The sequence below is a fragment of the Mycobacterium sp. E136 genome (assembly GCF_001666865.1).
Classification (GTDB): domain Bacteria; phylum Actinomycetota; class Actinomycetes; order Mycobacteriales; family Mycobacteriaceae; genus Mycobacterium.
The window spans coordinates 14,707-27,203 of record NZ_LZJE01000013.1 but is presented as its reverse complement, the minus strand read 5'-3'; the positions used below and the strand labels follow the sequence as shown (position 1 = coordinate 27,203).

10 protein-coding genes and 4 pseudogenes are annotated in these 12,497 nt (G+C 67.6%); 7 read left to right on the top strand and 7 right to left on the bottom strand.

The annotated features are described in order from the left end of the window. The first annotated feature begins 68 nt into the window (after nt 1-68). Entirely contained in the window at nt 69-368 is a 300-nt protein-coding gene (locus A5698_RS29940) for an ATP-binding cassette domain-containing protein (protein ID WP_502688854.1), read from the top strand. Here the strand turns inward: A5698_RS29940 and A5698_RS29935 are convergent. The 3 genes and pseudogenes from A5698_RS29935 to A5698_RS28825 form a co-directional block, all read right to left on the bottom strand. Then, nucleotides 263-508, bottom strand: a pseudogene (locus tag A5698_RS29935) (hypothetical protein); the annotation flags it as partial. The gene A5698_RS29940 and the pseudogene A5698_RS29935 overlap by 106 nt on opposite strands. A 134-nt stretch (nt 509-642) precedes the next feature. Continuing rightward, nucleotides 643-1,257 (bottom strand): annotated as a pseudogene (gene yczE / locus A5698_RS01055) (membrane protein YczE); the annotation flags it as partial. Then, nucleotides 1,250-1,405: a hypothetical protein gene (locus A5698_RS28825; RefSeq protein ID WP_197506587.1), complete on the bottom strand. Its 156-nt coding sequence runs from the start codon at nt 1,403-1,405 to the stop codon at nt 1,250-1,252. The gene A5698_RS28825 and the pseudogene yczE, both read right to left, overlap by 8 nt. A 63-nt stretch (nt 1,406-1,468) precedes the next feature. Here A5698_RS28825 and yczR point away from each other — a divergent pair, with 63 nt between their 5' ends. Further along, complete coding sequence (gene yczR, locus A5698_RS01050; RefSeq protein WP_068292198.1) at nt 1,469-2,911, top strand: MocR-like transcription factor YczR; 1,443 nt, start codon at nt 1,469-1,471, stop codon at nt 2,909-2,911. 4 nt (nt 2,912-2,915) lie between these two features. Here yczR and serB read toward each other — a convergent pair whose 3' ends face one another. Both serB and ctaD read right to left on the bottom strand, forming a co-directional pair. Then, nucleotides 2,916-4,157: a phosphoserine phosphatase SerB gene (gene serB / locus A5698_RS01045; protein WP_068292194.1), complete on the bottom strand. Its 1,242-nt coding sequence runs from the start codon at nt 4,155-4,157 to the stop codon at nt 2,916-2,918. Nucleotides 4,158-4,167: 10 nt separating this feature from the next. Beyond that, nucleotides 4,168-5,913 (bottom strand): aa3-type cytochrome oxidase subunit I, encoded by a 1,746-nt coding sequence (gene ctaD, locus A5698_RS01040; protein WP_068292211.1) that lies wholly within the window; start codon nt 5,911-5,913, stop codon nt 4,168-4,170. A 188-nt stretch (nt 5,914-6,101) separates the two neighbouring features. Between ctaD and A5698_RS01035 the strand changes: the two genes are divergently transcribed. From A5698_RS01035 to A5698_RS01025, 3 genes are all read left to right on the top strand, one after another. After that, nucleotides 6,102-7,172, top strand: a complete 1,071-nt coding sequence (locus A5698_RS01035) for an iron-siderophore ABC transporter substrate-binding protein (RefSeq protein ID WP_068292192.1) — start codon at nt 6,102-6,104, stop codon at nt 7,170-7,172. Nucleotides 7,173-7,182: 10 nt separating this feature from the next. Then, complete coding sequence (locus A5698_RS01030; protein WP_068292189.1) at nt 7,183-7,458, top strand: YciI family protein; 276 nt, start codon at nt 7,183-7,185, stop codon at nt 7,456-7,458. Nucleotides 7,459-7,580: 122 nt separating this feature from the next. After that, nucleotides 7,581-8,627: an NAD(P)-dependent alcohol dehydrogenase gene (locus tag A5698_RS01025; protein WP_068292186.1), complete on the top strand. Its 1,047-nt coding sequence runs from the start codon at nt 7,581-7,583 to the stop codon at nt 8,625-8,627. A 31-nt stretch (nt 8,628-8,658) separates the two neighbouring features. Here A5698_RS01025 and A5698_RS01020 read toward each other — a convergent pair. Beyond that, nucleotides 8,659-9,704 (bottom strand): annotated as a pseudogene (locus A5698_RS01020) (cupin domain-containing protein). Nucleotides 9,705-9,879: 175 nt separating this feature from the next. Between A5698_RS01020 and A5698_RS01015 the strand changes: the two are divergent. Then, the gene (locus A5698_RS01015; RefSeq protein WP_068292182.1) at nt 9,880-10,533 is read left to right on the top strand and encodes a response regulator; all 654 of its coding nucleotides are present in this window, start codon (nt 9,880-9,882) and stop codon (nt 10,531-10,533) included. On the opposite strand, the gene A5698_RS01010 is transcribed toward A5698_RS01015, so the two are convergent. Then, entirely contained in the window at nt 10,525-10,878 is a 354-nt protein-coding gene (locus tag A5698_RS01010; RefSeq protein ID WP_068292180.1) for a response regulator, read from the bottom strand. The two genes, A5698_RS01015 and A5698_RS01010, sit on opposite strands and share 9 nt — an antisense overlap. A 122-nt stretch (nt 10,879-11,000) precedes the next feature. On the opposite strand from A5698_RS01010, the pseudogene A5698_RS01005 reads away from it, so the two are divergent. Beyond that, nucleotides 11,001-12,496: pseudogene (locus A5698_RS01005) on the top strand (ATP-binding protein). Nucleotide 12,497 lies beyond the last annotated feature (1 nt).

Below are 12,497 nucleotides of genomic sequence, written 5' to 3'. Positions count from 1 at the left end.
ATCGACCGCGCGATCAGCACGCGCTTGCGCTCGCCTTCGGACAACGTGCCGTATCTGCGCTCGGCCAGGTGTTCGGCCCCAACGGCGCGGGAAAGACGTCGCTGCTGCGGATCGCCGCCGCGCTGGAGCACCCGTCGTCGGGCACGGCGTATGTGCTCGGTGAACGGCTCGGCCGAACCGACATGGCCGAACTGCGTGCGCGGGTCGGCCTCAGCAGTTCGGCGTTGTCGCAGCGGGTGCCCGACGACGGGTGCTCCAGCGCGGCGGCGATCCGCAGCAGCGACGTCTTTCCCGCGCCGTTGGGGCCGATCACCACCCAGCGTTCGTCGAGTTCGACGGCCCAGGTGATGGGCCCGACCAGCGTCTGACCACCGCGCCGCAGTGACACCTTGGCGAAGTCGATCAGCACATCGGGGTCGGCTGCATCTCCTTCGGCGGCGGGCACTCGCCCATCGTAGTCAGGCGACTTGTGCGTGATTTCGCTCGCCCAGCGATCGTTTTCACGCACAAATCGCTCGCGCGCCTGCGGCGAGCCTCGGCGACGGATCCTGTCGCGCGCCTGCGGCGAGCCTCGGCGACGGATCCTGTCGCGCGCCTGCGGCGAGCCTCGGCGACGGATCCTGTCGCGCGCCTGCGGCGAGCCTCGGCGACGGAAACCCACCCGCTGACCTCCACCACCCTCTCCGGCGTGATCCGCAAGAAGAACTGCACCAGCGGGCCGATCCCGAACGCATAGACGACAGTCCCGACGCCGACCGTGCCGCCGAGCAGCCACCCGACCCCCAGCACCGTCGCCTCGATCGAAGTGCGGACCAACCGCACCGACAGACCGGTGCGTTCGACGAGGCCGGTCATCAACCCATCGCGCGGACCCGGTCCGAGTCCGGCGCCGACGTAGAGCACGGTGCTGATCGCGTTGAGCACCACCGCGCCCACCATCATCGCGATGCGCAGAGGCAGCGAGGTGGGCGTCGGCAGCAGCCACAGGCCGGCGTCGACGGTGACCGCGATGACGAGAACGTTGGCCACGGTGCCCACACCGGGCCGGTTGCGCATCGGAATCCAAGCCAGTAGCACAGCCACCCCGACCATCGCCGAGGCCACACCGATCGTCATCCCGGTGTGCCGGGCCAGGCCCTGGTGGAAGACGTCCCAGGGGTCCAGCCCGAGGCCCGCCCGCACCATCAGTGCCATCGAGAAGCCGTAGCCGGCCAACCCGACCATGAGAACCAACCCGCGCGCCGCGCCCCTACGCATGGTGGGGAAAGCGCAACTTGATCAGCTCTAATTCCCGGGCGATGCGCTCGGCGTCGCGGTCGACGTGATCGGAGTGGCTGACCGGCGGTTGCCATGCGAAAGAAGCGGCGAGACGCCGGCTCAGGCGGGGAATCCAGTTCATGCTCATATCGCCATAATCGAGACCAACTGGCTTGCTTCTCAATAGCCAGTTGGGCAATACTGGCCTGCAATGACGCTTGAGATGCCCGCGCGTGCGCTCGATGTGGACCTACTGGCCCGCGAGCTGGGCAACTGGCGCACATCCAGTCGCAGTGGCCCCGCGTATCAGGGCCTGGCCGACGCGATCCGCCTGCTGATCATCGACGGGCGCTTACCCGTCGGCGCACGCGTGCCCAGCGAACGCGCGCTCGCCGACGCGCTGCGGGTGTCGCGCACCACGGTCACCGCGGCCTACACGCAGTTGCGGGAGGACGGCTACCTCAACGCCCGACGCGGCGCGCGCAGCACCACGGCGCTTCCCGTCGCGCCCGCGGCTCGCATCGAGACCGCGCCCCCGTCGGTGAGCCTCGCCGCGGCCGCGCTGTCGGCGCCGGCGGCCGCTGTCATGGAGGCGTTCGCCGAGGCCACCCGCGACGTCACGCCGTATCTACACGCACCGGGACACGAACTCGTCGGCGTCCCGGCCCTGCGAGAGGCCATTGCCGAAAGATATTGCGAGCGAGGCCTTCCGACCGAGCCGGATGAGATCATGGTGACCACCGGCGCGTTGCACGCCATCGGCCTCATCCTCACCACCTACATCCAGCCCGGCGACCGTGTGCTCGTCGAGCAACCGACGTATCACGGTGCGCTGTCGTCGATCACGACCGCCGGTGCACGCCCCGTCCCGGTCGCGATGGCCGAGGACGGCTGGGATCTCGAGGCGCTGCAGAACGCGCTGCACCAGGTGTCGCCGACCCTGGCGTACCTGATCCCCGACAATCAGAACCCGACCGGAATGACCATGCCCGCCGCCGATCGAAAACGGTTGGCGCGCATCATCACCGAGACCCGTACCCGCACGGTCATCGACGAGACCATCCTCGACATGTGGCTCGACGAACCCGCGCCCGGGCCGGTGGCCGCCGAGATGACCTCGCGACGTGATCTCGTGCTGACCATCGGTTCGATGTCGAAGTCGTTCTGGGGCGGCCTACGGGTGGGCTGGATCCGCGCCGAGCGTGCGACGATCGCCACCATCGCCGCCCTGCGCCCGTCTATTGACATGGGCACCGCTGTGCTCGAGCAGTACGCCGCCGCAAGGCTTCTCACGCGCCACGATGAGTTGCTGCCGGAGCGGCGCGAGATCCTGCGCAGTCGTCGTGCCTATCTGCTGGCTCTGTTGAGCCGGCATCTGCCCGACTGGGAGCCGGGCCCCGGTGCGGGCGGCATGTCGTTGTGGGTGCGGCTGCCCGCCCCGATGAGCACAGCGCTGTCGGCGGCCGCCTCCCGGCTCGGACTCGAGCTTCCCGCGGGCCCTCGCTTCGGTGTGGACGGCACCCTCGAGCGGTTCGTCCGCGTGCCCTACGCACTGCCCGAGGAACAGTTGAGCGAGGCCGTCGAGCTCCTGGCGCGTGCCTGGCGTAGCGTCACCGGGCTGTCGGCACCCGAGCCGACAACCGTTGTGGTCTAAGGAATCAGTCCGGGATCTCGACCCGGCGGACCACGCCATCGACGGCGTCGGCGGCCTCGATCTCACCGCGCGTGATGCCCAGGATGAACAGCACGGTGTCCAGGTACGGCTGGCTCAGCGACGCGTCGGCGACCTCCCGCAGCGCGGGCTTGGCGTTGAACGCCACCCCCAGGCCCGCGGCGGCCAGCATGTCGATGTCGTTGGCGCCGTCACCGACGGCCACCGTCTGTTCCATCGGGACACCGGCCTGCTGCGCGAAATCCCGTAGCGCCTTGGCCTTTCCGGGCCGGTCGATGACCGGGCCGATCACCCGGCCGGTCAACTTGCCGTCGACGATCTCGAGCTCGTTCGCCGCGACGAAGTCCATCATCAATTCGTGCGCGAGCGGTTCGATCACCTGCCGGAAGCCGCCCGACACGATGCCGCAGTGGTATCCCAGCCGCCGCAGCGTACGCAGGGTGGTCCGCGCGCCGGGGGTCAACTCGATCTGCTCGGCGACGTCGTCGAGGACCGAGGCGGGCAGGCCGGCGAGCGTCGCCACGCGACGGTGCAGCGACTCGGCGAAGTCCAGTTCGCCGCGCATCGCCGCCTCGGTGACCTCGGCGACCGCCGCTTCTGCTCCCACCTTGGCCGCCAGCATCTCGATCACCTCGCCCTGGATCAGGGTCGAGTCGACGTCGAACACGATGAGCCGCTTGGCCCGTCGCGTCAGGCTGTAGTCCTCGATTGCGACGTCGATCTCCTCGGCCACCGCGACGCGCGCCAGCGCCTGCTGCAGCTCCTCGAAGACCGCGCGCGACGGCACCGACACCCGCAGTTCCAAACCCGTGACCGGGTAATCGGACACTCCGCGGATCGTGTCGATGTTCACCTCGAGCCGCGCGAGTTCGCGAGCCACCACGCCGAACTCCTCGGCGGTGATCGGACGGCCCAGCACGACGATGCTGTGGGTCGACGGTTCCCGCATGACGGGTTCCCCGTCACTGCGCTCGATGGTGACGTCGAGGCCCACGTCGCGGATGGCAGCCGCCACCGCGTCGCGAAGCGCCGAGCTCCCGGCGACCTCTGTCGAGCAGGACACGAGCACGCCGAGCGTCAGGCGGCCGCGAATCACGACCTGTTCGACGTTGAGCAGTTCGACCTGGTGGCGCGACAGCACCTCGAACAACGCCGAGGTGACGCCGGGTTGGTCGCGGCCCGTGACCGTGATCAGCAGCGACGCGCGCTCGCGTGATTGACCGGTCATACCGCGATCGTCAGGTGCGGACGTTCGCGTCGTCCAACCGTGTCACGTCGCCGTCCTCGGGGCCGTGGCTGCGGCCGACGTGCGCCTCGGCGCGCATCCGCTCCACCATGTGCGGGTAGTGCAGCTCGAACGCGGGACGCTCCGAACGGATTCGGGGCAGCTCGGTGAAGTTGTGCCGCGGCGGCGGGCACGACGTCGCCCACTCCAGCGAGTTGCCGTAGCCCCACGGATCATCGACCGTGACCGGCTCGCCGTAGCGCCAGCTCTTGAACACGTTCCACACGAACGGCAGCGTCGAGAGTCCGAGGATGAACGCGCCGATGGTCGAGACGACGTTCAGCGTGGTGAACCCGTCCGTCGGCAGGTAGTCCGCGTAGCGGCGCGGCATACCCTCGTCACCCAGCCAGTGCTGCACCAGGAACGTGGTGTGGAAGCCGATGAACGTCAGCCAGAAATGCAGCTTGCCCAGCCGCTCGTCGAGCAGTCGGCCCGTCATCTTCGGGAACCAGAAGTAGATACCCGCATACGTCGCGAACACGATCGTGCCGAACAGCACGTAATGGAAGTGCGCGATGACGAAGTAGGAGTCGGTCACGTGGAAGTCCAGCGGCGGGCTGGCCAGCAGCACACCCGAGAGACCGCCCAGGAGGAATGTCAGCAGGAAGCCCACCGAGAACAGCATCGGTGTCTCGAATGTCAACTGGCCTTTCCACATCGTGCCGATCCAGTTGAAGAACTTGATACCGGTCGGCACGGCGATGAGGAACGTCATGAAGGAGAAGAACGGCAGCAGGACCGCGCCGGTGGCGTACATGTGGTGCGCCCACACCGCCACCGAGAGCGCCGCGATCGCCAGCGTGGCGTAGATCAGCGTGGTGTAGCCGAAGATCGGCTTGCGCGCGAAGACCGGGAAGATCTCCGACACGATGCCGAAGAAGGGCAGCGCGATGATGTACACCTCGGGGTGGCCGAAGTACCAGAACAGGTGCTGATACAACAGCACGCCGCCGTTGGCCGGGTCGTAGATGTGCGCGCCGAGATGGCGGTCGGCCGCCAGACCGAACAGCGCGGCGGTCAGGATCGGGAACGCCAGCAGCACCAGGATCGACGTCACCAGGATGTTCCAGGTGAAGATCGGCATCCGGAACATCGTCATACCGGGTGCGCGCATGCAGACCACAGTGGTGATCATGTTGACACCGCCGAGGATCGTGCCCAGACCACCGACGGCCAGGCCCAGAATCCACAAGTCACCGCCGGCGCCCGGCGAGTGAATGGCGTTGCTCAGCGGCGCATATGCGGTCCAGCCGAAGTCGGCGGCCCCGCCCGGGGTGATGAAGCCACCCATGGCGATCAGGGCGCCAAACAGGAACAGCCAGAACGACAGGGCGTTCAGGCGCGGGAAGGCCACGTCCGGCGCGCCGATCTGCAGCGGCAGCACCAGGTTGGCGAACCCGAACACGATCGGCGTCGCATAGAACAGCAGCATCACCGTGCCGTGCATGGTGAACAGCTGGTTGAACTGCTCGTTGGACAGGAACTGCAACCCCGGCATCGCCAGCTCGGTGCGCATGAACAGCGCCATCAGCCCACCGATGAAGAAGAAGATGAAGCAGGCGACGCAGTACATGATGCCGATCATCTTGTGATCGGTCGTGGTGATGAGCTTGTAGATGAGGTTGCCCTTGGGGCCGAGTCGCTCCGGGAACGGACGCCGTGCCTCGAGTTCTCCTATAGGGGGCGCTTCGGCTACCAACAGGTCCTCCATACATCCAGCGGTTGTCTCGATGAATCCTAACTGCCGCTCCATCGGCGATGCTCGCCGGTCCTACAAAGTGTCGTAATCGCCCGCCACGCGGCTTTCCGCCCCGGAGCTGGCCGGATGTTACCGTCGGCGACGTGTTGAGCGGCGGTTCGCGGAGGGCGCTCGTGGCTACCAGGACGATGGGCCTGGCCGCGCTGACGACCGCCGTCGGCCTGACCCTGGTCAGCGGGTGCGGCTCCCCCGGCGACGAGGCGTCCGACACCGCGCCCGCCGAGACGATCGTCACCAGCACGACGAGAATCGCGAACGCGGGTGTGCTGGGCAATCAGCGTCGGCCCGACGAATCGTGCGCGGCCGAACCGACGCCGGTGGACCCGGGCCCACCCGAGCGCATGGTGCGTCACGCCGCCGGCGAAACACAGGTCCGCGCGGACCCGCAGCGCATCGTGGTGCTGTCCGGCGACCAGCTCGACGCACTGTGTGCGCTGGGCCTGCAGTCGCGGGTGGTGGGGGCCGCGCTGCCCGACGGCTCCGACAGCCAGCCGTCGTACCTGGGGCAGGTCATCCACGACGTACCGGGCGTCGGCACCCGCAGCGAACCTGACCTCGACGCCATCCGCGCCGCGAACCCCGACGTGATCGTCGGTTCAGAGGCGCTGACGCCCGAAGCGTTCGGCGCGCTCTCCGATATCGCGCCGACGGTGTTCACCGGGGCGCCGGGTGCGGCGTGGCAGGACAACCTGCGCACGGTGGGCGCCGCGACCGGACGCCAGGACGCCGCGAACGGTCTGGTCGACGGGTTCCACCGGGCGGCCGACAAGACCGGAGCCGACAACGACGCCGCACATTTTCAGGCGTCGGTCGTGCAGTTCACCGACACCACGATGCGCGTCTACGGCGCCGACACCTTCCCCGGCAGCGTGCTCTCCGATGTCGGTGTCGATCGCCCTGTGACACAACGCTTTACCGACAAGCCCTACGTCGAGGTGGGGATCAGCGACACCGACCTCGCCGACAGTCCCGACCTGTCCATCGCCGACGGCGACATCGTCTACCTGTCCTTCGATACGCCCGCCGCACGCGACCGCGCACCTGAGGTGCTCGAAAGCGACGCGTGGAAGAAGCTGGGCGCCACGCGCGACGATCGGGTGTTCGCGGTCAACAACGAGGTGTGGCAGACCGGGGAGGGCATCGTCGCCGCGCGCGGCATACTCGACGACCTGCGATGGCTCAACGCCCCGATCAATTAGCGTTGACGCCGTGTTCCACGTCTTGAGATCGACCTACCTGCAACCGCCCGAGGTCGTCAACGAGACCCGACCCGCCCACCTCGAATGGCTCAAGGACGAGGTCAGCGCGGGCCGGATCGTGCTGGCGGGCCGACTGGAGGACGAGTCCGGCGCCATCCTGATCACCGGCGACATGGACGCCGAGCAGGCGCAGGACATCGTCGACCGCGACCCGTACACCTCGGCCGGTGCCGCCCGCTACGAACGGACGTCGTTCAACGGCGCATTCCGGGCCGCAGGTCTCTAGGAGCAAGCTCACAGCTCGCCGCGGAATCATGGGAGCCGACCGCCTCGTTGACCCTTTGGGGCCAGTCGCACCGTCAGCGATGGCTTTTTCTCGATAGCCGCTTGAACGAAAAGAAGGTCGTAATGAGCACTGTTGCCGCATATGCCGCGCCGTCGGCGTCTGAACCATTGACCAAAACCACCATCACCCGCCGCGACGTCGGGCCGCACGACGTGGCGTTCGACATCCACTTCGCGGGCATTTGTCACTCCGACATCCACACCGTCCGCGACGAATGGGGCCGCGCGAAGTATCCGATCGTGCCCGGACACGAGATTGCGGGCATCGTCACCGAGGTCGGTTCGGACGTCACCGGGTTCAAGATCGGCGATCGCGTCGGCGTCGGCTGTTTCGTCGATTCCTGCCGCGAATGCGCACAGTGCCGCGCGGGTGAGGAGCAGTACTGCGCCAAGGGCATGGTCGGCACCTACAACGCCGTGGGCCGTGACGGTGAGCCGACGCAGGGCGGCTACAGCGGCGCGATCGTCGTGGACGAGAACTACGCGCTCCACATCCCTGACAGCCTTCCGCTGGACGCCGCGGCGCCGTTGCTCTGTGCCGGCATCACGCTGTATTCGCCTCTGCGCCACTGGAATGCGGGTCCCGGAACCCGGGTCGCGGTCGTCGGCCTTGGCGGCCTGGGCCACATGGGCGTCAAGCTCGCCCACGCGATGGGCGCGCACGTCACGGTGCTGAGCCAGTCGCTGAAGAAGATGGAGGACGGCCTGCGACTGGGCGCCGACGAGTACTACGCGACTTCCGACCCGGAGACGTTCGCGAAACTGAGGGGCTCCTTCGATCTGATCCTCAACACCGTCTCGGCCAACCTCGATCTGGGCAGCTATCTCGGATTGCTCGCACTCGACGGAACATTGGTCGAACTGGGTATGCCGGAGCACCCCATGGCGGTGCCCGCCGGCGCGCTCATCGCCGGGCGGCGCCGTATCGCGGGTTCGCTGATCGGCGGTATCGCCGAGACCCAGGAGATGCTCGACTTCTGCGCCGAGCACGGCGTACGGCCCGAAATCGAGGTCATTGCACCCGATTACATCAACGAGGCCTATGAGCGGGTGCTCGCCAGCGATGTGCGCTACCGCTTCGTGATCGACACCGAGTCGCTGCGCTCGTAATCACCGGCTTCGCCGAGACTGCGCACGTGCGTCAGGCGTCGACGGGGTTCTTGCGGTCGACGATCAACGGATCGATCGGCGTGAACGGGAAATTCGGCAGATCGTCGATGTGGGTGTTGAAGGCGGCGGCCAGCACCTCCCCGGAGTAGGCGCTCGCCGATGCGCGGTATCCGATGTCGGCGGGGAACGGTTGATCGAAGAAAATCAGGAAGTGCCAGTCCTGGGTGCCGATGTTCTCGATGTGATGCGGGTAGGCGCGCGGAATGAAGTACATGTCGCCGGTGGTGAGGTTCCACGTGTCGAGCGTCCCATCGGGATTCATGATCGTCATCCGCGCCTCGCCCTGCTGAACGTAGCCCATCTCTGCCGTCACGGGATGCCAATGCGGTTCGCGCATAACGCTTTCCGCGACGCGTAGCGAGTACATCGAGATGTCCTTCAGCGCCGGCCAGAATTGGTCGCGGGCGAAGCGCGCATTGCCGCTGACGTAGTTCAGCCCCGGGGCCTGCGCTGCGATGTCGAATTTGTGGGGATCCTCGAAGTACGCCGACGCGGGGATCTCCGGATCGCCCACTCGCGCGGCCAGCTTGCGATCGGTGGTGTCGCGGTGGATCTTCGAGAAGTCGGCGGCGAGCAGGTCGTAGGTGTTGCCCAGCACCGCGTCGGTGAACGCGCCAAATGTGGCACCCAATCCGAAGTCCTCGGGACGCTCGTGGCGGAAGGCGATGATGAACTCCGCGACGTCCTCACCGATGTTCTCGATGTGGTGCAGCGAGCCGGACGCGGCGTGGAACATCTGGCCGCCCGTCACGATGAAGCTGGTGACTGGTTGTGGTTGTCGAGCACCGACATTAACGCGGTTCCGCGCACGCAGTAGGTCAATTCGTTGGCGTTGGCGTGCCAGTGCGGTGTGCGCATTGACCCCGGGTTCAGCAGTACCCGCTTGATCGAAAGCCTCTCGAGGATGGGCAGATTGTCGGCGGTGACGCGGCGCATCGAGCCGAACTAGTTCTCCTCGACGATCTCGCCGTCGATCAGAGAGGCGGTGTGCGCGCTGCGGGTCAGTGAGGCGGTCATGGCGCTCCTGTCGATCCGGATTGGTGATGCGTTCACTCTCGTCCCGATCGGCGGTCGTGTCTTCGACACTGGCCACAATCTTCGCCGCCGGCTATTCGGACCTTGCGCTACCCGCTAGCCCCCAAAAGCACGCCGAGTCGGGCGATATGCGCCGATCGATGCGAGAATCCTGCAGGTGTGCGCCCTGCGGGTCGTCATCGCCGACGACGATGTACTGCTGCGCGAAGGCGTGGCCAGCCTGCTGCAGCGGTCCGACTTCGAGGTCAGCGGCCAGGCCGGCGACGCAGCCGAACTGCTCGACCTGGTGCGTGAACAGTGTCCGCAGTTGGTGCTGACCGACATTCGCATGCCCCCGACGAACAGCACCGAAGGCCTCGACGCGGCCCGGGTCATCCGCGAGGAATCGCCGGACACCGCGGTCGTCGTGCTGTCGGCGCACATCGACGTCGACCATGCGACCGAACTACTGGCCGGCGGCCGCGGCATCGGATACCTGTTGAAATCCCGCGTCGCCGATGTCGACGACTTCGTCGACACCCTGCAGCGAGTCGCCAACGGCGCCTCGGTGGTCGATCCGGCGCTGGTGGCCGAACTGGTCGATGCCCGGCGCCGCGACGATCCGCTGGCCGCGCTGAGCACCCGCGAACGCGAAGTCCTCACGTTGATGGCCGAGGGCCTGTCCAACGCCGGGATCGGGCGCCGCCTGTGGGTCACCGAGGGCACCGTCGAAAAGCATGTGCGCAGCATCCTGACCAAGCTGAACCTGCCCGAGACGGGTGACGATCACCGGCGAGTTCGCGCCGTGATCATGTACCTCGAATCACGCTGACGCCAACACGTTCCGGATCGCGGCGGGCGAGAGCGCAAGCTTCGGCAGGAAGCCGCGCGCGGGGCTGGCGGCGATCAGATCGGCGAAATCCTGCTCGTCGTGGGTGGAGATGAGGATGACCGCGGTGTCGGCGACCTGTTCGGTCAGCTCTCTGGCGATGTCGAATCCGCTCTCGGCTCCGAGATCGACGTCGACGAGCGCGACATCGGGCCGCAGCTGCCTGCCCTGGCGCACGGCGCCCGCGCCGTCACACGCGGTGCCGACGACGGAGATGCCGCCGCGCTCGAGCATCGCGCGGGCGGCGTCGCGGAATCCGGCGCTGTCATCGACGATCAAACAGCGCATGGCGAACCTCCTCGGCGTGCATACCCACCAGGCTGGCAGGACGGTCGGTTCCTGGCATTCCCGCTAACCGGAAAGATTCACACCGTGGCGCGCATTACCATCGGCCGGTGACCCGGCAATCGCTGCCGAACCGCCTGCTCGCGGCGTTCGTCCGACCCACCGCGCGTCCGCTCGGCCTGGGCATCCTCGTCGCGGCCTCTTTCCTCGTCGCCGAGATCCTGCTGGTGTACGCGCTGAAGCGGATCGCGCCGGAGAACGCGTTCGGTGCGGTCCTGCTGTTGGGCGTGCTGGTGGTGTCTGCGGGTTGGGGTTTCGGGCTCGCGGTCGCCACCTCGCTGGTGAGCGCACGGTGGTCTACGCGTACTTCCATCTGGAGGGGCATGGGACTCTCGCACCCTCGATCATCATCTTCCTCACCCTGGCGCTGCTGGCCAATGTGCTTGCAGGGCAGGCGCGGCTGCGGACCGCAGAGGCCGAGCAGCGCGGTCGAGAGGCCGCCGCGCTGGCCGCACAGCAGGCGGCGCTGCGCCGAGTCGCCACGCTGGTCGCCCGCGGTGCCGAACCCGTGGACGTGTACCGCGCCGCCGTCGACGAATTGGCCGAGAGTCTCGACGTCGAGCACGCCACGCTGTTGCTCTTCACACGCGACAACGGATGTGTGGTACTGGCGGCGCGCAACCGCGGGCACCGGCCGGGTTTGTCTGAGGGCGAACGCTTCTCGCTGGACGGAGACAGCATCAGCACCCGGGTCCGCAAGACCGCGGAACCCGCGCGCATCGACGACTACTCGATCGCGACCGGTGAAATCGCCACGCGCCTGCAGGGTCTCGACACTCGTTCCGCCGTCGGCGCCCCACTGATCGTCGGCGGCGAGGTCCGCGGTGCGCTCATCGTGTCGGCGGCTCGGCCCCACGCGATACCGGCGGACACCGAGGCGCACATCTGCGACTTCGCCGATCTGGTGTGCACGGCGATCGCCAACGCCGAGACCCGCGCGGAACTCACCGCGTCGCGGGCGCGCATCGTGGCGGCGGCCGACCAGGCGCGCAGGGGGTTCGAACGTGATCTGCACGATGGTGCCCAACAGCGGATCGTGTCGCTGAGCCTGGAACTGCGCGCGATCGAGGCGTCGGTTGATGAGGGCGACGAGCTGCGCCCGCAGCTGTCCAACGTCGTCGCCGGCCTCGGCGGTCTGTACTCCGATCTGCAGGAGCTTTCGCGCGGTCTGCATCCGGCGATCCTGTCGAAGGGCGGGCTCGGCCCGGCGGTCAGGACGCTGGCCCGCCGCTCCCCCGTGCCGGTGGAACTCGACATCGACGTCGAGGGCCGGTTACCCGAGTCAGTCGAGGTTGCAGCGTATTACGTTGTCGCCGAGTGTCTTACGAACGCCGCAAAGCATGCGAACGCCGAGCTGGTGACCGTGTCCGCGTCGCGGGACGACGGTGCGGTGCGGCTCTCGGTCAGCGACGACGGCGACGGCGGAGCGGCGCCCGGCGAGGGCTCGGGGTTGGTCGGGTTGCGCGACCGAGTCGAAGCGTTGTCCGGGCAGCTCGCCGTCACCAGCAGGCCGGGTGAGGGCACCACCGTGTCGGCGACGATCCCGGTGCCTTCGGAGTAGC

What these genes read in the sequence shown, in the direction of transcription:
- yczR (WP_068292198.1), top strand. Translation starts at nt 1,469, where the DNA reads ATGACGCTTGAGATGCCCGCGCGTGCGCTCGATGTGGACCTACTGGCC.
- A5698_RS01025 (WP_068292186.1), top strand. Translation starts at nt 7,581, where the DNA reads ATGAGCACTGTTGCCGCATATGCCGCGCCGTCGGCGTCTGAACCATTG.
- A5698_RS28825 (WP_197506587.1), bottom strand. Translation starts at nt 1,405, where the DNA reads ATGAGCATGAACTGGATTCCCCGCCTGAGCCGGCGTCTCGCCGCTTCT.
- A5698_RS01035 (WP_068292192.1), top strand. Translation starts at nt 6,102, where the DNA reads ATGGGCCTGGCCGCGCTGACGACCGCCGTCGGCCTGACCCTGGTCAGC.
- serB (WP_068292194.1), bottom strand. Translation starts at nt 4,157, where the DNA reads ATGACCGGTCAATCACGCGAGCGCGCGTCGCTGCTGATCACGGTCACG.
- A5698_RS01010 (WP_068292180.1), bottom strand. Translation starts at nt 10,878, where the DNA reads ATGCGCTGTTTGATCGTCGATGACAGCGCCGGATTCCGCGACGCCGCC.